Consider the following 21,015-nt stretch of genomic DNA (forward strand, 5'->3'; position numbering starts at 1 on the left):
GCACTGAGCTCAGAACCAGGATTTCGGTCGTAGCGAGTTCGCCAGATCGACGAGGGCGTAGCGGTGCGTCCGGTCCGGGGCGTTGCGGGCGAGCGAGCGCAGGCCGGATTCGGTGCCGTCGCGCAGTTCGCGTTCGGTGAAGGCGCGGCCGAACAGCTTGGCGTCCTTACGTTTCGGTGTGTTCCCGGCCTGTAGCCAGGCCAATGCCGAGCCCTGGACCAGCGTGCGCATGAGGGTGGCGCGGTGCTCGCCCGCTGGGATGGACTGGGCGCGCGAGGCGGCCAGCCGCAGGATCTGCTCGTCGAGTTCGGCGACGGGAGAGCTGGTGAGCAGCAACAGGATCGCCGTGGTCTGAGCGGTGGTGAAGTGGCGGGACGCGGCGGGCACATCGTCGAGGGCGTGGACCGCTTCGCCGACTCGCCCGGCCACCGCCAGTTGCCTGGCCAGGCCGAATGCCGCGCTCACCACGGCCCTGTCGGTGCGCCAGACGGTGTCGTAATAACGTTCGGCGAAACTTCGCCACTGTTCGGGGGCGTCGGAATCCCAGTGTTGCAGAATGAGTTCCGCGGTGGCGGCCAGCGCGAGCTTCGGCGCGATCTCGCCCGGCAGCACTCGCAATACCGCCTCGAACGACGCGAAGGCGGCCTCGAAGTCGAGTTCGAGCAGATGGGCCTGACCGGTGAACCAGTCGGTGCGCCAATCGGATTCGCTGGGCACCCGATCGAGCATGTGCAACACCGCCGCCGACTCGCCCAGTTCCAGCCGCGCTCGCGCCTCGGCGAAGAGCAATTCGCCCGCCAGGGTGTCGGGTGCGTTGTCCGGATCGGCCTCGGCCCGCTCGCGGGAGTCGTGCAGTGCCTCGAGCACCCGCTCCGGCTCGGGATTGGCGGTGGCGGCCAGCAGCGGCGCCGACGGATCGGCGGGGTCGATCAGCGGAATCGGCAGTGCGGCCACCACATCGCGGGAATCCAGCAGCGGCGAGCGACCCACACCGTCGAGATACGCGTCGGTCTGGCTGATCAGTTCCTCGGTCCCGAAGCTGGTGCGCTGTGGACTGAACACTGTGGACAGCTGTGGATGTTCCGTGCCGGTGTCGTAGGCGAGGATCTCGCGCAACACCCCGGCCAGCTGCGCCGACATCGCCCGCGCCGACGGAAAACGCTGTGCCGGATCGGGATCGGTGGCGGTGAGCAGGAATCGATGGAAGAACTCGTAGCGGGCCAGCAGTGGTTCGTCGGCGGGGTCGGGGATGCCGTCGAGGTAGCGGCCGTGTTCGCTGGGCAGCGCCAGCGTGAGCGCGGCGATCGTCCGGCCCACGGTGTAGACATCGGAGGCGGGCGTCGGCCCGGTGCGGGCGATCTCGGGCGCCTGGAAACCCTTGGTGCCGTACAGGTTGCCGTAGGCGTCGATGGTGGCGACAGCGCCGAGGTCGATGAGCTTCACCTGATCCTCGGTGACCATCACGTTGTCGGGCTTGAGGTCGTTGTAGGTGAGGCCGATCGAATGCAGATGTTCCAGCGCGGGCAGGATCTCCAGCACATAGGCGATGGCCTCGGCCAGCGGCATCTGCTCGCCACGTGGCCTGGCATCGAGAATGTCGCGCAGCGAATGCCCGCCCACATACTCCATCACGATGTAGCCGATGGACCCGTCACCCGCGGTGTGCTCGACGAAGTTGTGGATCTTGACGATGCTCGGGTGCGCCACCTCGGCCAGGAACTGGCGCTCGGCCACCGCGACGGCCTGCGCCTCGGCGTCACCCGCGTGCAGCAGGCCCTTGAGTACCACCCACCGATCGCTCACATTGCGGTCGATGGCCAGATAGATCCAGCCGAGACCGCCGTGCGCGATGCACCCCTGGATCTCGTACTGCCCGGCGACCATATCGCCCTCGTGCAGCGACGGCCGGAAATCGTAGGCGGCCCCGCAGGTTTCGCACTCACCGCTGGTCGAGGCGGCTCGCGCCGGCGTCGACCGCCCGACCGGATTGCCGCAGCGCCAACAGAACCGACGGCCTTCCGAGACCATCGGATCGGCCAGCACGGCGTCCCGAGGGTCGGCCGGGGTGACTGTCGGAATCGGCACCAGCCCGGCGCCGAGCCGCCGCGTGGGCCGCGACCGCGCGGTCCGCACACTGCGCCCCGACCGCGCGGTACTCACCCCGGTCTGTGGCGCGGACGGCCAGGAGTCGGACGTCGCTCGTGCGCCGGGATGATCGTCGCGCTGGGCTGCCTCGGTCGCCGCGTGCGGTGCGTTCACCGGAACCCGCTGTGCCGCTTCGGTCGCCGCGTAGGGCGCGGTTTCGGCGGGGCGATGTGCCATTTCGGTTGCCGCGTAGGACGCGGTCTCGCGGGTGCGCTCGGCCGCCGCGTTCGGGGCCTCAGGGGCGCGTTGCGTCGCTTCGGTGGGGACATACGCGGCGGATTCTTGTGCCGTCGGCGCGGGGCGGCTCGCCCGCTGCGTAGCGAGATGGTCCCGCGCGTGTTGCGAGGCTTCGACGTCGGCCGGGGGAACGTCGCCCTGTTGGACGGGTCCGGACGCTTCGGCGCGCCGGGTGGCATCGGTCGCGGGGGTCTGGTCGCGGCTGCTCGCCTGCTTCCTGGCGAACTCCGAGGCGGCCTCGGCGGTGAGTTTGGGCAGTGGCCGCGTCTCGTCGTCGCCGGGCAGCGTCCACCCACCGGGCAGCGTGCCAGGACGGTGGCGCTGGGTCAGCTGGGTCGGCTCGCGCCGTTCCTGGTCATCCGGTGCCGCGGCGTGGGGTGCCGATTCGGCGGGTGCCGGGTCGTGGTCGGCGTCGTGCCGGGCTCGGGGGTGCACCGGCGATTCGGCGGGCGCCTGATCCTCCGGGGCCGGATCGCGTCGCCCTGGCTCTTCGCTGGTCGGGTTCGTGCTCATGGCCGTCAGTCCTGGTACTTCGGTGCGGGCGGGCTCGGCGTCTCGCCGAGCGTCGCGAGCCAGCGGCGGTGGATGCGGGTCCAGGTGCCGTCGTTGCGGATGCGGTCCAGGGTGGAGTTGACGAAACGCACCAGGTCGTCGTTGCCCTTGGGAATCCCGATGCCGTACGGCTCGGCGCTGATGCTCCCGCCCACCACTTCGGTGTAGGGGTCCTGGGCGGCCAGGCCCGCCAGGATCGAGTCGTCGGTGCTCACGGCGTCGACCTGGCGTTGTTGCAGCACCACCAGGCAGTCGGCCCAGGTGGGCACCGTCAGGATCGTGGCGGCAGGCTGGTCGCGGCGGATGTGGTCGAGCGAGGTGGTGCCGCGCACCACGCACACCCGCTTGCCCGCCAGATCGGCCAGGCCGTCGATGCCCGAGCCCTTCACCGCGAGCACCCGCTGGTCGGCCCGCAGGTACACCGTCGAGAACGCCACCCGCTGACGTCGCTCGCAGGTGATCGTCATCGTCTTCGCGATCAGGTCGACCGTGTGATCCTGCAATGCCCGCTCGCGCTCTTCCGAAGCGAGACTGCGGTATTCGATCAGATCAGGATTGCCGAGCAGGTCGCGGGCGATCTCTCGGGCGATGTCGGCGTCGAATCCGACGATGCGACCGGTGAGTGGATCGCGGAAGCTGAACAGGTTGCTGCCCGCGTCCAGGCCCACGACGAGCCTGCCGCGCGCGCGAATGGCATCGATCGTCGGGCCGGTGGCGGTGCTCGGTCGCAGACTCGCGGTCGGATCGCCGCACTGTTCGCCGCCGGTGGGCGGCACCGGGGTGTCGGTGCCGATCGGAATGGCCTTCGCGGGCAACGGAGGTTCGGAATAGACACCCCGCTCAGCGGGCGCGGGGGCGCCCTCGGAGCAGCCTGCGAGCAGTCCGGCCAGCATCAGTGCCGCGATAACTCGGCCGCGCCTCATCGGTACTCCCGCAGTCGCGGCCACAAACCGAGCGCGACGCATGCCGCCGCCGCGATCCCGAGCACGAACGCGCCGGGGGCGAGGAACGACAGCACATCGATCGCCTGCGACACCCTGGCGCGCAAGGTATCTCGCGTCACCGCGCCCGCCTTGTCCAGTGCCCGATCGAGTGCGTCGACCTGGGCGGCGGAATCGGCGGCGCTCGGACCGGTCGCGACGGTGGCCGCGCCCACGAAATCGCCCCGCTGGAGGGTGTCGTTCATCCGCTGATGGGCCGACTGCCAGCGGGTGAGCGCGGCGCGCGCGTGCGCCACCTCGTCGCGGGCAGGCGCGTCCGCGGGGTAACCGGCGAGCAGCTCGTTGAGCCGGGTGGCGTTCGTATCGAAGGTGCGGTCGTAGTCACCGGTCGCGTCGCGGCGGACCAGCTTCACCATTTCCGCTGATCTGGCTTGCTGCACGAGGATTCGGCTCTCGGCCAATCGCGCCGATGGCACCGCGCCCTCGTCCCGGCAGCGAATCATCGCCACCGCGGAGAGCGAACCGGCCGCCACCGTCCAGATCAGGGTCAGCGCCAGCGCGCCGGTGCCGACCAGCAAGCCCATGTTGAAGAATCGGCGCGAGCGCCGCGCCAGCTCGACCTGCACCCAGATCAGCGCGCCGAGCGCCACCACGAGCAGCACGATCGCCGTCCACGGTGGTTGCACGTGCCGGTACTGCGCGGCGGTGACCGCGTCGAAGCGGTGGTCCTCCAGCTCCTCGGCCATCGGCAGCAGTCCGGTCTGCATCTGATGTGATGCCTCGCTCAGATAGGCCGCGCCGACGGGATAGCCGTTGCGATTGTTCACCCGCGCGGTCTCGATCAGCCCGCTGTAGACGGGCAGCCCGGTCGCGATGCCGGTACGCAGGCGGCGGTCGGTGCCCGACGGATCGGCCGCCTCTTCGTCGGAGACGTGCCCGGCCTGGGTCACCAGTTCGGCGGCGGCCTCACCGATGGCCTGGGTATAGCGGTCGCGCACCGCTTGGGGTTCGAGTCCGCCCGCGATGAACGCGGTGCCCGCGGCGGCGTCGGCGATGGAGAGCGAGGTGTAGAGGTGATTGGCCGAATGCGCGTCGGGTTCGGTGTCGTCGAGCAGGACGCCGAGAGCTTGCTGACGCTCGCTCACGGTCGTCGAAGTCACCGCGCCCGCGGTGACGCACAGCACCATCAGGACCAGTCCGGCGGCAACGAGCCGACCCGGCGAGGACTGCGCGAAGCTGCGCAACCGGGCGGGTTGGAACTGCGCGCGCAACGCTCTGACGTCGGGCGCGGGCGGCCGGTCGACCGGCGCGGCCGGTCGGCGCAGCGGCGCCCAGCGCGGTGTCACCGGTGCCGCGCCAGCCGTCTCGGAGTGCTTCGCACCCGTCGTGGCCTGCGGTGACGGGCGAACGCGGACGGCCGCCACCTCCGTCGAGGCATTGCGATTCCCCGGTTCGACCATCGTTCACCTCCCGGCGCTGTCCGTGCACACCTACCTGTGCGGAGTTTATTGTGGGCCTACGGGTAGCGCAGCCCCTCACACACCCCCGCAGCGGTTGCTGTACGGCTGCTCGGAGGAAAGAGTATGGGATGCGCGGCGACGGAGACGGCTGGTTCAAGGGCCCAGATGGGGCCAAGCACTGGGGAAAATACGGTGCGGCGGGTCTGCTGCTGCGCGCACCGCTGCCCGGTGGCGGGTCCGCGGTGCTGTTGCAGCACCGGGCGCCGTGGAGTCATCAGGGCGGCACCTGGGCGCTGCCCGGTGGGGCGCGTGACTCGCACGAGTCGCCCGAGCACGCGGCGGTCAGGGAGGCCGAGGAGGAAGCGGGCATCGCCGCCGCCGATCTCAGGGTCAGGGCCGAGCGCCTGACCATGACCGCCCCGAGCGGCTGGACCTACATCACTGTCGTCGCCGACGCCGACAAGCCGCTGCCCACGGTCGCCAACAAGGAGAGCGCCGAACTGGCCTGGGTCCCCGAGGACGAGGTCGCCGATCTGCCGTTGCATCCCGGCTTCGCCGTCGCCTGGATCGAACTGCGCGCGGTGCCGTTGCGCGTGCGCCTGGACGCCGACGCCGAGCTCGCGGAAGCGCTACCCCGCACAGTCGAACTGCCCGACCAGGGCTTCTTCTGGCTGCACGCGCGGGCCGACGGCCCCGGCGTCGAAGTCGTTCTCGACGGTGAGCCCACCGAAGGCCCGGTCCTCACCAGGGCAGACCTTCTCGCCTGAGTCCGGCCCGCGCCTCCTCGACCCGGCTGCGCGCACATCGGCACACGGCAGCCGCGCCGGTGGCGCTCAGTCAGCGGCGAGGAGCGCTTGCTTCAGTTCGCGAGCCGCGGCTTCCGGATCGGCGGCTTCGGTGATCGCGCGGACGACGACCACGCGGCGGGCACCGGCGGCCAGCACCTCGGGGAGTCGTTGCGCGTCGACGCCGCCGATGGCGAACCAGGGGAGGGTGGGATGGGACTCGGCGGTCGAGCGGACGAAGTCGACGCCCGCGGCCTGGCGGCCGGGCTTGGTCGGCGTGGTCCAGATCGGGCCGGTGCAGAAGTAGTCGAGGTGGCCGTCGATCGCGGCCAGACTCGCCTGGTTGCGGTTGTGGGTGGAGCGGCCGATCACCACATCGGGGCCCAGGACGCGTCGCGCGTAGGACGGCGGTAGGTCTCCTTGGCCGAGGTGCAGCACATCGGCGCCCGCGGCGAGTGCGATATCGGCGCGATCGTTCACCGCGAGCAAGGCGCCGTGGCGACGGGTCGCGGCCTTGATCTCGGCGAGCGCACCGAGCTCGGCCTTCGCCTCGAGCGGCCCGAATTCGGCCTCGCCCGGCGATCCCTTGTCCCTGAGCTGCACGATGTCGACTCCGCCTGCCAGCGCCGCGTCGACGAAGCGGGACAGATCGCCTTTTTCCCGCCGCGCATCGGTGCACAGATACAGCAGTGCACTCGACAGGCGCTCCCTTGGCGGGACGGAACGGTTCGGATGGGAGGGCTGCACGTTCTCGACGGTAGTCGCGCTACCGTTGGAGTGCGAACGCCGTGGCGGGCGGTAGGCGAAAAAGACAGGTGGAACGGGATGCGAACTCTGGCGGTCGTTGGCGGCGGCGCCGTCGGACTTGCCGTCGCATGGCGGGCCGCCGAGGCGGGCTGGACGGTCACCGTCTACGACCCCGAACCCGCGCGCGGCGCCTCCTTCGTGGCCGGTGGAATGCTGGCGCCGCTGTCGGAAGGCTGGCCGGGGGAGGACCGGGTGCTCGCCTTCGGCGCGGCCGCGCTGGCGCAGTGGCCCGCTTTCGCCGAACGGCTCCGAGCGGTCTCGGGTGAATCGATGTTCGTGGCCGAGGAGACGCTCACCGTCGCCCTCGACAGCGCCGATGTCACGGACCTGCGCACCGTCTCGGACTGGCTGGCCGGCTTCGGTCACGATCTGCGGGTGCTCGACCGTGCGGGAGTCCGCGCGCTGGAACCCGCGCTCGCGCGCACCGTCCGCGCCGGCCTGCACGCGAAAACCGAACCCGCCGTCGACAATCGGCGCGTACTGCGTGCGCTCCGATCCGCCTGCGCCGGAGCCGGCGTCGAGATCCGTGCCGAAGCCGTTGCCGCGCTGGATGAGCTACCGCACGACCGGATAGTCCTCGCGGCGGGCGCCCGCTCCGCCGAGCTCTGGCCCGGCCTGCCGGTGCGTCCGGTGAAGGGTGAAATCCTCCGGTTGCGTCGCAGGCCCGGCGTCAGCCCGCCACCGACCAGGGTGATCCGCGCCCGGGTCCACGGCAGACAGGTCTACCTGGTCCCCCGCGAAGACGGAATCGTTGTCGGTGCAACACAATACGAGGCGGGCTTCGACACCACCGTCACCGTCGGCGGTGTCCGTGACCTGATCGCCGACGCCGAAACCATCCTGCCCGGCATCGCCGAATACGAACTGGCCGAAGCGAACGCGGGCTCGCGGCCGGGAACCCCCGACAACCTGCCGCTGCTCGGCCACCTCGACGACCGGGTCGTCGCCGCCACCGGTCACGGCCGTAACGGCATGCTCACCCTCGCGCTCACTGCGGCGGTCGTGCCCGCGCTGCTCGACGGCGAGACCCCCGTGGTCGTCGAAGCCGCAGCACCTCAACGTTTTCCGGCATCGCAGATGCCATCTCTGTCGCAAGGAGGAGTTCGATGACCTCGACCATTCCGATCGGCGTCACCGTCAACGGTGTCGACCACGAGTTCCCCGAGCCGCTCAGCGTCCGTGAACTGCTGGCCAAGCTCGAATTGCCCTGCCAGGGTGTGGCATTGGCGGTCGACGGCGCGGTCTTCTCGAAGTCGCGCTGGGACGAGCCGGTCGGGCGCGGCTGGACCATCGAGGTGCTCACGGCGGTGCAGGGTGGCTGAGTCGCCGTTGCGGATCGCCGACAAGGAGTTCGGCTCCCGCCTGATCATGGGCACCGGGGGCGCAGAAAACCTCGCCGTCCTCGAACAGGCGCTGATCGCCTCGGGCACCGAGCTCACCACCGTCGCCATGCGCCGGGTCGACGCCGCGGGCGGCACCGGCGTGCTCGACCTGCTCAAGCGCCTCGACATCACCCTGCTGCCCAACACCGCAGGCTGTCGCACCGCCGCCGAAGCCGTACTCACCGCCCAGCTGGCCCGTGAGGCGCTCGACACCAACTGGGTCAAGCTCGAGGTGGTCGCCGACGACCGCACCCTGCTGCCGGACCCGTTCGAGCTCCTCGACGCCGCCGAGAAGCTCGTCGACGACGGTTTCGTGGTCCTGCCGTACACCAACGACGACCCGATCCTCGCCCGCCGCCTCGAAGAAGCGGGCTGTGCCGCGGTGATGCCGCTCGGCTCCCCGATCGGCACGGGCTTGGGCATCGGCAACCCCCACAACATCGAGATGATCGTCGCCGCCGCCGGGGTCCCCGTGATCCTCGACGCGGGCATCGGCACCGCCAGCGACGCCGCTCTCGCCATGGAACTCGGCTGCTCGGCAGTCCTGCTCGCTACCGCCGTGACCAGGGCGAAAGAGCCCGAACTCATGGCGTCGGCCATGTCGGCCGCGGTGCGTGCGGGCTATCTGGCCAGGCAGGCGGGCCGTATCCCCCAGCGTTTCTGGGCTCAGGCTTCTTCCCCAGCCGTCTAGGGGTCGAAGGTCATCCTCGAGGATGACCCGACTCGCTACTTCTCGGCGACGCGCGGCACGGCGATCGTGAGGCAAGCTGGGGCGCATGATCGAGCTGAAGGGCCTGACGAAGCAATTCGGCCAGACCGTCGCGGTGCAGGACCTCACGTTCACCGTCCGACCAGGACTGGTGACCGGGTTCCTCGGACCCAACGGTGCCGGTAAATCGACGACCATGCGGATGATCCTCGGATTGGACAAGCCGACGGCGGGCAGTGCGCTCATCGACGGCAAGCAGTACCAGCAGCTGGAACGCCCGCTCACGCAGGTCGGCGCGCTGCTGGATGCCAAGTGGGTGCATCCGAACCGCTCGGCGCGCGCCCATCTGGAGTGGCTGGCCGCCTCCAACGACATCCCGAAGTCGCGGGTCGAAGAGGTCCTGCGACTGGTCGGCCTGTCCGAGGTGGCGAACAAGAACGCGGGCGGATTCTCGCTCGGTATGTCCCAGCGTCTCGGACTGGCGGGCGCGCTGCTCGGCGACCCGAAGGTGCTGCTGTTCGACGAGCCGGTCAACGGCCTCGACCCGGAGGGCATCCTGTGGATCCGCCGGTTCATGCAGCGCCTGGCCGCCGAGGGACGCACGGTGCTCGTGTCGAGCCACCTGCTCTCGGAGATGTCGCAGACCGCCGAGCAGCTCATCGTCATCGGTCGTGGTCAGCTGATGTTCGACGGCACCACCCAGGAGTTCATCGACCGTGCCTCCGAGCAGTCGGTGCGCGTGCGCAGCCCGCAGCTGGATCAGTTGCGCAGCCTGCTCACCTCGCACGGCATGACCGTGAAGGAAGACGGCGACGCCGCGCTGATCGTCGCGGGCGTCACTTCCGACGAGGTCGGCAAGGTGGCGGGCACGAACAACGTCACGCTCTACGAGCTGGCACCGCAGCAGGCCTCGCTCGAGGAAGCGTTCATGCGGATGACCGGCGGCGCCGTGGAGTACCACGGTGAAAGCTTCGATCAACAGGCGATGGGAGGTGCGCTCTGATGGGCGTGCTCGCAGCGGAACGAATCAAACTCACCTCCACCCGCTCGCCCTGGTGGTGCTCGGCGGTCGTGGTGGTGCTCGGCATCGGCCTCGCCGTGCTGATCGCCTTGGTCACCAACGCCGACTCCACCGGGGATTCCGGCGAGGGCCCACCGTTGCTCACCCCGAGCGTGGCGGTGTCGGGTGTCGCCGGCTTCGGTGTCATGGTCCTGATGATCATGGCCGCGCTGACGGTGACCAGCGAATATCGCTTCGGCGTCATCCGCTCCAGCTTCCTCGCGGTCCCGAACCGATCCAAGGTCGTGCTGTCGAAGACCGCGCTGGTCGGCTTCTACTCGGCCGTGCTCACCGGTGTGCTCGCGCTCATCGCGTTCATCGTGGCCAAGCTGATCACCGGTGACGACGCTCCCGGTCTCGTGCTCGACGGCAACTGGCGGGCCATCTACAGCGTGCCGATCTACGCGTTCCTGTGCGTCATGCTCGCCATCGGTGTCGGTGTGCTGGTGCGCCAGTCCGCCGCGGCGATCTCGCTGATCGTGCTGTGGTCGCTGCTGCTGGAGAACCTGCTCGGCGCGTTCGGCAGCTTCGGCCGCACCGTCAAGCCGTTCCTGCCCTTCCAGAACGCGAACCGTTTCCTGAGCGTCGAGGAGTACGCGGGCGACTGGCACTGGGGCGTGTGGGGAAGCCTGATCTACTTCGCCGTGTTCGTGGCGATCGTGTTCGCCGGCGCACTCGTGCTGGTCAACCGCCGCGACGCCTGACAATCCTGCCCGGGCCGCCCTCGCAATGGCCCGGGTCGCGAGGGTCGCGACCTTGTCGGGAGGTCGCCCCTGCACGAGCCCCCGGCGTCCGCTGCCCGGACGCCGGGGGCTCGCGCATATCCAGTGAGGACCTGGGTAACTCGCCGGGCACGGGCGAACGCGCCCACGCACGGAACCGCCAGACGCGTCACCTCGTCCCCACTCACCTGAGTCTGGCTGGAAGTCTCGGGGAGGCGGATCGGCTAACCTTTGAGCGTGAGTGAAACGCCTTCTGGCGGGGTGAATCCGCGGCGGCGCGACGCCGCGGACGTGTCCATCCCGTTGGAGCCGATCGTGAGTGAATCCGCCGAGTCCGACACCGATGCGCGCGCGAGCCGCAAGCGCGCCCAGATCTCGTCGAAGCTGCAAGCGGCCAACCGCCGGGCGGACCTGATCGGCGCCTTACGCAAGGCACGCCACCAGCTGCCGGGCGACCCGTCCTTCGGCGACCCGCTGTCGGTGACAGGACCCGGCGGTGCGCGCGCGGTGGCCCGGGCGGCGGACAAGATCGCGGGCGGCGCCCCGACCGCGGCCAGGGAAATCGGTTTCGGTGCCCTACAGGTGTGGCAGGCGGGGCTGGAGCGGATCGGCCGTGGGCGCGGCTCCGAGGAGGTGACCATCGTGTTCACCGACCTGGTCGGGTTCTCGAGCTGGTCGCTGTCGGTGGGCGACGAGCGCACCCTGGAACTGCTGCGCAAGGTCGCCAAGGCCATCGAGCCGCCGATCGTCGAGCGTGGCGGTCAGGTGGTCAAGCGGATGGGCGACGGCCTGATGGCGGTGTTCTCCTCGCCCGATCGTGCCGTGCGCGCCGCGCTGGCGGCCCGGCGCAATCTCGCCGGGGTCGAGATCAACGGCTACACCCCGCGTATGCGGGTCGGCCTGCACACCGGCTCGCCCCGGGAGATCGGCGGCGACTGGCTCGGCGTCGACGTCAACATCGCCGCCCGGATGATGGAGGCTGGCGGCAACGGCAACACGATGATTTCCAGCGTCACGCTGGCCGCGCTGCGCCCGGAAACCCTCGAGGAGCTGGGCGTCGTCGCCAAACCCTACAAGCGCAACTTCTGGGCGGCGCCGCTGAGCGGCGTCCCGGAGGACGTCAGGATCTTCCGGCTACACACGACGAGCTGAGCGCTTTTCCAGCCGATCCTGTTCCTTCCAGTACTCGCGGAAGGCCTTCTGGGTCGGGGTGGGCTTGTCGGTCAGCGCCTGCCAGTTCGTCGAACGCACGAAGTCGATGATGAGCAGCACCGGCAGGATGAACGCGTGGAAGAAGATCAGGTTGTCGCCACCGTCGAACACGAACCACAGGTATCCCGCGTACCCGAGGAACGCGATACCGAACACCGCGTTGAGCCCGCGCGAGAGCTGGCTGCGCCCGTTGTCGACGTTGGCCATGATGATCATCGCGAGGCCGCTGAGCGCGAGCAGGCCGACATACCAAGTGAACATGTGGGCAAGCCAACAGCCCTCGCCTTGCCCTGATCTTGCGAAAGTCTTGCTACTCCAGCCAGAGCGCGGCGCCGAGGCCCGCGAGGACAGCGGCGACGATCAAACCGATCGCCACCGGGCGGTTGTTCTTCCAGGTCGTGTACGCGCCGCCGAGCAGGAATCCGGCGAGGGCGAAGAGGAGGACGGACAGCATGGGTTCCATCTTGCCTGGTCGATTGTACGGAATTAACAAGCACGCATGCTTGCTTTTTTTCTGAACCGCTGCGATCCTGGGTGCCATGAGTGCTCTCTCCGCTGACCCGGACCTGATCCGGATCGGGAATTGTTCCGGGTTCTACGGTGACCGGCTCAGCGCCATGCGCGAGATGCTGGAAGGCGGTCAGCTCGACGTGCTGACCGGCGACTACCTCGCCGAACTCACCATGCTGATCCTGGGCCGCGACCGGATGAAGGATCCGAGCCTCGGCTACGCCAAGACCTTCGTCAAGCAGATCAAGGACTGCCTCGCGCTCGCGCTCGAGAAGAACGTCCAGATCGTCACCAATGCCGGCGGGCTGAATCCGGCCGGCCTGGCCGAGCAGTTGCGCAAGGTCGCCGCCGAGCTCGGGCTCGACGCCGAGATCGCACACGTGGAAGGCGACGACCTGGTAGCGCGTGCCGCCGAACTCGACCTCGGTCAGCCGCTCACCGCGAACGCCTATCTCGGCGCGTGGGGGATCGTCGAGTGCCTGAACTCCGGCGCCGATATCGTCGTCACCGGCCGCGTCACCGACGCCTCCGTGATCGTGGGTCCGGCGGCGGCCCACTTCGGCTGGGCCCGTACCGATTACGACGCGCTCGCCGGTGCGGTGGTCGCGGGCCACGTGATCGAGTGCAGCACTCAGGCCACCGGCGGTAACTTCGCCTTCTTCACCGAACTCGGTGACATCGGCCGCCCCGGCTTCCCGATCGCCGAGATCCGTCGCGACGGGTCCTGCGTGATCACCAAGCACGACGGCACCGGCGGCGCGGTCACTGTCGACACCGTCGAAGCCCAGCTCATGTACGAGATCCAGAGCGCGCGCTACGCCGGACCCGACGTCACCACCCGCCTGGACAGCATCGTGCTGAACCAGGAGGGCAAGGACCGGGTATTGATCAGCGGCGTCACCGGTGAGGCCCCGCCGCCACAGCTCAAGGTCTCGCTGAACACCCTCGGCGGCTTCCGCAACGAGATGTCGTTCATCCTCACCGGACTCGATATCGAGGCCAAAGCCGCACTGGCACAACGACAGCTGGAATCCTGGCTGCCGGACAAACCCGCCGAGCTCACCTGGACCCTGGCTCGCCTCGATCGCCCCGACGCCGAGACCGAAGAGCAGGCCAGCGCGATCCTGCGCTGCGTGGTGCGCGATGCCGACCCGAACAAGGTAGGTCGCGGGTTCTCCAGTGTCGCTGTGGAATTGGCGCTCGCGAGCTACCCGGGTGCCAGCTTCACCGCGCTGCCCGGAAACGGTTCGCCCTACGGTGTCTTCACCCCGGGTTTCGTCGACGCGCACGAGGTGCCGCATATCGCCGTGCTGGCGAACGGTACCCGTGTCGACATCGCGCCCGCTACGGAAACCGTTGTTCTCGAACCTGTTTCCGAACCCGAACTGCCCGCACCGCTGCCGCCCGCCGAAACCCGTCGAGTCCCGCTCGGCACGATCGCGCTCGCGCGCAGCGGCGACAAGGGCGGCGACGCCAATATCGGCGTGTGGGTGCGCACCGACGACCAGTGGCGCTGGCTCGTGCACACCCTCACCGTCGAGAAGCTGCGAGAACTTCTTCCCGAGACGGCCGACCTGACCGTCACCCGCCACGTGCTGCCCAATCTGCGCGCGGTCAACTTCATCATTTCCGGGCTGCTGGGCAAGGGCGTCGCCTACCAGGCACGTTTCGACCCGCAGGCCAAGGGGCTCGGCGAATGGCTGCGCTCCCGCCACATCGATATGCCGACGGAGCTGTTCGCATGACCTCAGTTTGGGAAACGCCGGAGCGAAAAGAGCTGCGCGCCACTGTGCGCGGGTTCGTCGAACGGGAGATCCTGCCCGACCTCGATGCCTGGGAGCGGGCCGGCGAACTACCGCGCGAGCTGCACAAGAAGGCAGGCGAACTCGGCCTGCTCGGCATCGAGTACCCGGAATCGGCGGGCGGCGAGGGCGGCAACGCCATCGACTCGGTGATCGTGGGCGAGGAGATCCATGTCGCCGGTGCGTCCGGCGGCCTGTGGGCCTCGCTGCTGACCTGTGGAATCGCGCTGCCGCACATGATCGCCTCGGGCAACCAGGCCCAGATCGACCAGTGGGCCAAGCCGACGCTGGCCGGTGACCTGATCGGTTCGCTGGCCATCACCGAACCCGGCGGGGGTTCCGATGTCGGCCACCTCACCACCACCGCCGTGCGCGACGGTGAGGACTTCATCATCAACGGCGCCAAGACCTTCATCACCTCGGGCTGTCGTGCCGACTTCGTCGTCACCGCGGTGCGCACGGGCGGCCCTGGCGCGGCCGGTGTTTCGCTGATCCTGGTGCCGAAGGACACGCCGGGCTTCACCGTCAGCCGCAAGCTGGAGAAGATGGGCTGGCTGGCCTCGGATACCGCCGAGCTGTCGTACGTGGACGTACGGGTGCCCGCCTCGAACCTGGTCGGCGCCGAGAACAGCGGCTTCGCGCAGATCGCCGCCGCGTTCGTCAGTGAGCGGGTAGGCCTCGCGGTGCAGGCGTATTCGCTGGCCCAGCGCGCGCTCGACCTCACCGTGCAGTGGTGCCGCGATCGCGAGACCTTCGGCCGCCCGCTGATCAGCCGCCAGAAGGTACAGATGACGCTCACCGATATGGCCCAGCGCGTGGATATCTCGCGCACGTACACCCGGGCGCTGGTCGAGCGCTACGTCGCCGGCGACGAGAACCTGATCGCTCAGGTGTGCTTCGCCAAGAACAACGCCGTCGAGACCGCCGAATGGGTGGCCAACCAGGCCGTGCAGTTGCACGGCGGGATGGGCTACATGCGTGAGGCCGAGGTCGAGCGCATCTACCGCGATGTGCGCATCATCGGCATCGGCGGCGGCACCAACGAGATCCTGACCATGCTGGCGTCGAAAGTATTGGGGTACCAGTCGTGACGACCTTCCGTTCCCTCATCGACACCGCCTCGCCCGAGTACACCGCGGCCGCCGAGGCGATGTCCACCAAGCTCACCGAGGTCGAGGCGGAGTTCGCCAAGGCCATCGCCGGTGGTGGCCCCGACAAGGTGGCCCGGCACCACAAGCGCGGCAAGCTGACCGCGCGTGAGCGCATCGAACTGCTGCTCGACGAGGACTCGCCGTTTCTCGAGCTGTGCCCACTCGCCGCGTGGGGCAGCGACTTCCACGTCGGCGCGTCGACGATCGCCGGCATCGGCCTCGTCGAGGGCGTCGAGTGCATGATCGTGGCGCCCGACCCGACGGTGCGCGGCGGTACGTCGAACCCGTGGACGCTGCGTAAGACACTGCGTATCAACGACATCGTGCGGGAGAACCGGCTGCCGGTGATCTCGCTGGTCGAGTCCGGCGGCGCGGACCTGCCGACGCAGAAGGAAGTGTTCATCCCGGGTGGCGCGATGTTCCGCGACCTCACCCAGGCCTCGGCGGCCGGAATCCCCACCATCTCCCTGGTTTTCGGCAACTCCACCGCCGGTGGCGCCTATATCCCCGGCATGTCCGACTACGTGGTGATGGTCAAGGAAGCCGCGAAGGTCTTCCTCGCGGGCCCGCCGCTGGTGAAGATGGCCACCGGTGAGGACTCCGACGACGAGACCCTCGGCGGCGCCGAGATGCACGCCCGCACATCGGGTCTGGCCGACTACATGGCCGCCGACGAGCAGGATGCGATCCGCCTCGGCCGCAATATCGTTCGTCGCCTGAACTGGAAGAAACAGGGACCGGAGCCGCGTGCGGAGGTGATCTCGCCGATTTACGATCCCGAGGAACTGCTCGGCATCGTGCCCTCGGATCTGAAGATCCCGTTCGATCCCCGCGAGGTCATCGCCCGCGTGGTCGACGGTTCCGATTTCGACGAGTTCAAGCCGCTCTACGGCTCGAGCCTGGTCACCGGCTGGGCCGAGATCAACGGCTACCCGATCGGCATCCTCGCCAACGCGCGCGGCGTGCTGTTCTCCGAGGAATCGCAGAAGGCCACCCAGTTCATCCAGCTGGCCAACAAGAAGAACACGCCACTGTTGTTCCTGCACAACACCACCGGCTACATGGTCGGCAAGGAGTACGAGCACGGCGGCATCATCAAGCACGGCGCGATGATGATCAACGCGGTCGCCAACTCCACGGTCCCGCACATCTCGCTGCTGATCGGCGCCTCCTACGGCGCCGGGCACTACGGCATGTGCGGGCGCGCGTTCAACCCGCGCTTCCTGTTCGCCTGGCCGAGCGCGAAGTCCGCCGTCATGGGTGGGGCGCAGCTGGGCGGCGTGCTCACCATCGTGCAGCGCGGCGCGGCCGAGTCCAAGGGCCTGCCGTTCGACGAGGAGGCCGCCGCCGGTCTCGCCGCGATGGTCGAGGCGCAGATCGAGGCCGAGGCCATGCCGATGTTCCTGTCGGGCAGGCTGTTCGACGACGGCATCATCGACCCCCGCGACACCCGCACCGTGCTGGGAATGGCTCTGTCGGCCGTTCACACAGCCCCGATCAAGGGCGCCGAGGGCTTCGGCGTCTTCCGAATGTGAGATGCGCTGTGGCCATTACGAATGTCCTCGTTGCCAATCGTGGTGAGATCGCTCGCCGCGTCTTCGCCACCTGCCGTCGGATGGGCATCGGCACCACCGCGGTCTACTCCGATGCTGATGCCGCGTCGCCGCACGTGTCCGAGGCCGACGCGGCGATCCGGCTGCCCGGAAACACCCCGGCCGAGACCTATCTGCGCGGTGAGCTGATCATCGAGGCCGCTTTGTCGGCCGGTGCCGATGCGATCCATCCCGGCTACGGATTCCTCTCCGAGAACGCCGAATTCGCGCGGTCCGTGCTCGACGCGGGTCTGGTGTGGATCGGCCCGCCGGTCGCGGCGATCGAGCAGATGGGCTCCAAAGTCGAGTCCAAGAAGATGATGGACGCCGCCGGTGTCCCCGTCCTCGCCGAGCTCGATCCGGCCGAGGTCACCGACGCGCACCTGCCCGTGCTGATCAAGGCGTCCGCCGGTGGTGGCGGACGCGGTATGCGCGTGGTGCGCGAGCTGGGCGAACTGCAGGATCAGATCGCGGGCGCTCGGCGCGAGGCCGAGTCGGCCTTCGGTGATCCGACGGTGTTCTGCGAGCGCTACCTCGAGACCGGCCGTCATATCGAAGTTCAGGTCATGTCGGACACTTTCGGCAAGACCTGGGCCGTCGGCGAGCGTGAGTGCTCGATCCAGCGTCGTCATCAGAAGGTCGTCGAGGAAGCGCCGTCGCCGCTCGTCGAGAAGATCGACGGCATGCGTGATCGCCTGTTCGAGGCGGCGCGTCTGGCCGCCGAGGCGATCGGGTACGAAGGCGCGGGCACCGTCGAGTTCCTGGCCGACGAGAAGGGTGACTTCTTCTTCCTGGAGATGAACACCCGTCTCCAGGTGGAACATCCGGTCACCGAGCAGACCACCGGGCTCGACCTGGTCCGCCTGCAGTTGCAGGTGGCGTCCGGCCTGCCGCTGCCCGCGACCCAGCCCGCCCAGCGTGGTCACTCGATCGAGGTTCGCCTCTACGCCGAAGACCCCGCGCACGACTGGCAGCCGCAGAGCGGTCCGGTGCACAAGATCGAAATCCCTTTCACCGCCGGTGAATTCACTGTCCTCGACCAGCCGGGCGTGCGCCTGGATACCGGTGTCGTCGACGACTCGGTGGTCGGCGTCCACTACGATCCGATGCTCGCCAAGGTGATCTCCTACGCCGAAACCCGCGCGGAGGCAGCACATCTGCTCGCCACCGCGCTCCAGCGTGCCAAGATCCACGGCCTGGTCACCAACCGCGACCTGCTCGTGCGCGTGCTGCGGCACCCGGCGTTCCTCGCCGGTGACACCGACACCGCCTTCTTCGCCACCCACGACCTGGCCGTGCTCGCGGCGCCGCTGGTATCGGAGGTCGATGAGGCATTGTCGATTGTCGCTGCGGCACTTGCCGATTCGGCTGCCAATCGCGGCACCTCTCGCCTGGCCGGACTCACCCCGAGTGGCTGGCGCAACCTGTCTTCGCTGCCGCAGACCAAGTCGTACGAAAGCCGGACCTCCGGCACCCACGAGGTGCGCTACCGCTTCACCCGCACGGGTGTGGCGGTCGAGGGCCACGACGGTCTCGAGCTGATCTCGGTCGCGCCCGATCGGGTAGTCCTCGGTGTGCCGAATGAACGTGGTTCGGTGCGCAGGCAATTCGAGATCGCCCGCTACGGCGATCACGTCGCGGTCGACTCCCCGCTCGGCCCGGTGGCTGTGCGCAGGCTGCCCCGCTTCACCGATCCGTCGGAGCAGGTGGCCGCCGGTTCGCTGCTCGCGCCGATGCCGGGCAGCGTGATCCGCCTCGGTGCCGCCGAAGGCGACCACGTCAAGCAGGGGCAGCCCATTCTGTGGCTGGAGGCGATGAAGATGGAACACACCATCGCGGCCCCGGCGACCGGCATTCTCAGCGCACTCAACGTGACCGTCGGCCAGCAGGTCGAGGTCGGAACCGTCCTCGCCGTCGTCGAGGAAGAAGAGCAGGAGCAGGCATGAGTTTCATCGAGACCGAAGAGCAGAAGGCGCTGCGCGCGGCGGTCGCCTCGCTGGCGAGCAAGTACAACTACCGCGACTACGTGCTGCCGCTCTCGCGTAAGAACGAGCCGCTCACCGAGCTGTGGGACGAGGCGGGCAAGCTCGGCTTCCTCGGCGTGAACCTGCCCGAGGAGTACGGCGGCGGTGGCGCGGGCATGTACGAGCTGGCGCTGGTGCAGGAGGAGCTGGCGGCGCAGGGCGCCGGGCTGCTGCTGATGGTCGTCTCGCCTGCCATCTGCGGCACCATCATCACCAAGTACGGTACCGAGGCGCAGAAGCAGAACTGGCTGACCAAGCTGGCCGACGGCTCGTCGAAGATGGTCTTCGCGATCACCGAACCCGACGCGGGCTCCAACTCGCACCAGATCACCACCACCGCCCGCCGTGACGGCGGCGACTGGATCCTCAACGGCCGCAAGATCTTCATCTCCGGTGTCGATCAGGCCGAGGCCATCCTGGTGGTCTCGCGGACCGAGGACCACAAGACCGGCAAGCTCAAGCCCGCGCTGTTCATCGTGCCGGTGGACGCGCCCGGCCTGGTGAAGAACGTCCAGGAGATGGACGTGATCGAGCCGGACAACCAGTTCACGCTGTTCTTCGACGACGTGCGCCTGCCCGCCGACGCCCTCGTCGGTTCCGAGGACGCGGCCATCGCCCAGCTGTTCGCCGGATTGAATCCCGAGCGCATCATGGGCGCGGCCATGGCGGTCGGCCTCGGTCGCTACGCCATCGACCGGGCGGTGGAGTATGCCAAGGAGCGCACGGTCTGGAAGACGGCGATCGGTGCGCACCAGGGTATTTCGCATCCGCTGGCCCAGGTGAAGATCGAGCTGGAACTGGCCAAGCTGATGATGCAGAAGGCCGCGACGCTCTACGACACCGGCGACGAGTTCGGCGCCGCCGAGGCGGCCAACATGGCCAAGTACGCGGCCGCGGAAGCCAGCATCAAAGCGTTGGACCAGTCGATTCAGACCCACGGCGGTTCGGGCCTGACGCGTGAGGTGGGGCTGGCGGCGATGCTGCAGGCCGCGCGCATCTCGCGCATCGCACCGGTCAGCCGCGAGATGATCCTGAACTTCGTCGCTCAGCACTCGTTGGGTTTGCCGCGCTCGTACTAGGCACAACGGTGGTCGCCCCGGAGGTGGGGCGACCACCCCTACCGGATGAACAGGAGTCCCGATGAGTGACGCGACGGAAGCACCGTTCGTCCGCTACAAGGTCGTCGACGGGTTCGCCAGGCTGACCTTCGACTCGCCGCACAACCGCAATGCGCTCTCGTCCAGGCTGGTTCGCGAGTTGCTCGCCGGATTCGACGCGGCGGCCACCGATCCCGCCGTGCGCGGCATCGTGCTGGCCCACACCGGTGACACCTTCTGCGCGGGCGCTGACCTCAAGGAGGCGAGCAACGCCGATCCCGCGGTGGCCGCCGATGAGCGCACCCGCGTGATGATCGACGTGCTGCGCGGCATCCTCGCCTCGCCCAAGCCGGTGATCGCGCAGATCGACGGCAATGTCCGGGCCGGTGGCATGGGCATCATCGGGGCCTGCGATCTGGTCGTCGCGGGGCCGGGCAGTAGTTTCGCGCTCACCGAGGTGCGCATCGGGATGGCGCCGTTCATGATCTCGCTCACGCTGGTGCCGCGGCTGGACCAGCGGGCCGCGAGCCGCTACTTCCTGACCGGCGAGAAATTCGATGCCGCGACCGCGCAGGAGATCGGCCTGGTCACCGTGGCCGCGCAGGACGCCGCCGCCGAGGTGAAACGCCTGAGTGGCGAGCTGCGCAAGGGGTCGCCGCAGGGACTGGCCGAGTCCAAGAAACTGGTCAACGCGGCGGTGCTGGCTACGTTCGACGCCGAGGCCGAAGCACTGGCCAAGCGGTCGGCGAGCTTCTTCGGCACCCCCGAGGTGATCGAGGGCATGACGGCCTTCTTCCAGAAGCGTCCGCCCAGCTGGGCACAATAGT

General features: G+C 68.8%; 19 protein-coding genes. 13 read left to right on the forward strand and 6 right to left on the reverse strand.

Annotated features, from left to right (window positions below):
* Positions 1-9: 9 nt before the first annotated feature.
* The 3 genes from ACFVVI_RS12945 to ACFVVI_RS12955 all read right to left on the reverse strand — a co-directional run bounded on the left by ACFVVI_RS12945 (position 10) and on the right by ACFVVI_RS12955 (position 5,335).
* Entirely contained in the window at positions 10-2,322 is a 2,313-nt protein-coding gene (locus ACFVVI_RS12945) for a tetratricopeptide repeat protein (protein WP_378996148.1), read from the reverse strand.
* Positions 2,323-2,900: 578 nt separating this feature from the next.
* On the reverse strand, positions 2,901-3,857 hold the full coding sequence (locus ACFVVI_RS12950) for a glutamate ABC transporter substrate-binding protein (protein ID WP_378996070.1): 957 nt from the start codon (positions 3,855-3,857) through the stop codon (positions 2,901-2,903).
* Positions 3,854-5,335, reverse strand: a complete 1,482-nt coding sequence (locus tag ACFVVI_RS12955) for a hypothetical protein (protein WP_379312737.1) — start codon at positions 5,333-5,335, stop codon at positions 3,854-3,856. Before ACFVVI_RS12955 ends, ACFVVI_RS12950 begins: the two co-directional genes overlap by 4 nt.
* A 128-nt stretch (positions 5,336-5,463) precedes the next feature.
* Here ACFVVI_RS12955 and ACFVVI_RS12960 point away from each other — a divergent pair, with 128 nt between their 5' ends.
* Positions 5,464-6,102, forward strand: coding sequence for an NUDIX domain-containing protein (locus tag ACFVVI_RS12960; protein WP_387445498.1), 639 nt, complete (start codon positions 5,464-5,466; stop codon positions 6,100-6,102).
* Between the two features lie 66 nt (positions 6,103-6,168).
* On the opposite strand, the gene thiE is transcribed toward ACFVVI_RS12960, so the two are convergent.
* The gene (thiE, locus tag ACFVVI_RS12965; RefSeq protein ID WP_378633686.1) at positions 6,169-6,867 is read right to left on the reverse strand and encodes a thiamine phosphate synthase; all 699 of its coding nucleotides are present in this window, start codon (positions 6,865-6,867) and stop codon (positions 6,169-6,171) included.
* Between the two features lie 78 nt (positions 6,868-6,945).
* On the opposite strand from thiE, the gene thiO reads away from it, so the two are divergent.
* The 6 genes from thiO (at position 6,946) to ACFVVI_RS12995 (ending at position 11,952) form a co-directional block, all read left to right on the forward strand.
* Complete coding sequence (gene thiO / locus ACFVVI_RS12970; RefSeq protein WP_387445501.1) at positions 6,946-8,037, forward strand: glycine oxidase ThiO; 1,092 nt, start codon at positions 6,946-6,948, stop codon at positions 8,035-8,037.
* Positions 8,034-8,249: a sulfur carrier protein ThiS gene (gene thiS, locus ACFVVI_RS12975; RefSeq protein ID WP_358104244.1), complete on the forward strand. Its 216-nt coding sequence runs from the start codon at positions 8,034-8,036 to the stop codon at positions 8,247-8,249. The genes thiO and thiS overlap by 4 nt, the downstream gene beginning before the upstream one ends.
* Positions 8,242-9,000, forward strand: a complete 759-nt coding sequence (locus ACFVVI_RS12980) for a thiazole synthase (protein ID WP_378996078.1) — start codon at positions 8,242-8,244, stop codon at positions 8,998-9,000. Before thiS ends, ACFVVI_RS12980 begins: the two co-directional genes overlap by 8 nt.
* A gap of 85 nt (positions 9,001-9,085) precedes the next feature.
* A complete protein-coding gene (locus ACFVVI_RS12985; protein WP_378633694.1) occupies positions 9,086-10,021 on the forward strand; it encodes an ABC transporter ATP-binding protein in 936 nt (311 codons plus the stop codon).
* Positions 10,021-10,782 (forward strand): ABC transporter permease, encoded by a 762-nt coding sequence (locus ACFVVI_RS12990; protein ID WP_378633697.1) that lies wholly within the window; start codon positions 10,021-10,023, stop codon positions 10,780-10,782. Before ACFVVI_RS12985 ends, ACFVVI_RS12990 begins: the two co-directional genes overlap by 1 nt.
* Positions 10,783-11,097: 315 nt before the next feature.
* Positions 11,098-11,952 carry an adenylate/guanylate cyclase domain-containing protein gene (locus ACFVVI_RS12995; RefSeq protein ID WP_387445878.1) on the forward strand — a complete coding sequence of 285 codons (855 nt, stop codon included), beginning with the start codon at positions 11,098-11,100 and terminating at the stop codon, positions 11,950-11,952.
* Here ACFVVI_RS12995 and ACFVVI_RS13000 read toward each other — a convergent pair.
* Positions 11,935-12,273, reverse strand: coding sequence for a hypothetical protein (locus ACFVVI_RS13000; protein WP_387445506.1), 339 nt, complete (start codon positions 12,271-12,273; stop codon positions 11,935-11,937). The genes ACFVVI_RS12995 and ACFVVI_RS13000 overlap by 18 nt on opposite strands.
* 49 nt (positions 12,274-12,322) lie before the next feature.
* The gene (locus ACFVVI_RS13005) at positions 12,323-12,466 is read right to left on the reverse strand and encodes a hypothetical protein (RefSeq protein ID WP_378633702.1); all 144 of its coding nucleotides are present in this window, start codon (positions 12,464-12,466) and stop codon (positions 12,323-12,325) included.
* An 85-nt stretch (positions 12,467-12,551) separates the two neighbouring features.
* Here ACFVVI_RS13005 and ACFVVI_RS13010 point away from each other — a divergent pair, with 85 nt between their 5' ends.
* From ACFVVI_RS13010 to ACFVVI_RS13035, 6 genes are all read left to right on the forward strand, one after another.
* Positions 12,552-14,267, forward strand: coding sequence for an acyclic terpene utilization AtuA family protein (locus ACFVVI_RS13010; protein WP_387445509.1), 1,716 nt, complete (start codon positions 12,552-12,554; stop codon positions 14,265-14,267).
* Positions 14,264-15,415 carry an acyl-CoA dehydrogenase family protein gene (locus ACFVVI_RS13015; RefSeq protein ID WP_378996086.1) on the forward strand — a complete coding sequence of 384 codons (1,152 nt, stop codon included), beginning with the start codon at positions 14,264-14,266 and terminating at the stop codon, positions 15,413-15,415. Before ACFVVI_RS13010 ends, ACFVVI_RS13015 begins: the two co-directional genes overlap by 4 nt.
* Positions 15,412-17,010, forward strand: coding sequence for an acyl-CoA carboxylase subunit beta (locus ACFVVI_RS13020; protein ID WP_378996089.1), 1,599 nt, complete (start codon positions 15,412-15,414; stop codon positions 17,008-17,010). The genes ACFVVI_RS13015 and ACFVVI_RS13020 overlap by 4 nt, the downstream gene beginning before the upstream one ends.
* Before the next feature lie 8 nt (positions 17,011-17,018).
* Positions 17,019-19,013: an acetyl/propionyl/methylcrotonyl-CoA carboxylase subunit alpha gene (locus tag ACFVVI_RS13025; protein ID WP_387445511.1), complete on the forward strand. Its 1,995-nt coding sequence runs from the start codon at positions 17,019-17,021 to the stop codon at positions 19,011-19,013.
* Positions 19,010-20,170, forward strand: coding sequence for an acyl-CoA dehydrogenase family protein (locus ACFVVI_RS13030; protein ID WP_378633713.1), 1,161 nt, complete (start codon positions 19,010-19,012; stop codon positions 20,168-20,170). Before ACFVVI_RS13025 ends, ACFVVI_RS13030 begins: the two co-directional genes overlap by 4 nt.
* 61 nt (positions 20,171-20,231) lie before the next feature.
* Positions 20,232-21,014 (forward strand): enoyl-CoA hydratase family protein, encoded by a 783-nt coding sequence (locus ACFVVI_RS13035; RefSeq protein WP_378996093.1) that lies wholly within the window; start codon positions 20,232-20,234, stop codon positions 21,012-21,014.
* Position 21,015 lies beyond the last annotated feature (1 nt).

Source organism: Nocardia sp. NPDC058114, from assembly GCF_042884695.1.
Classification (GTDB): Bacteria; Actinomycetota; Actinomycetes; order Mycobacteriales; family Mycobacteriaceae; genus Nocardia.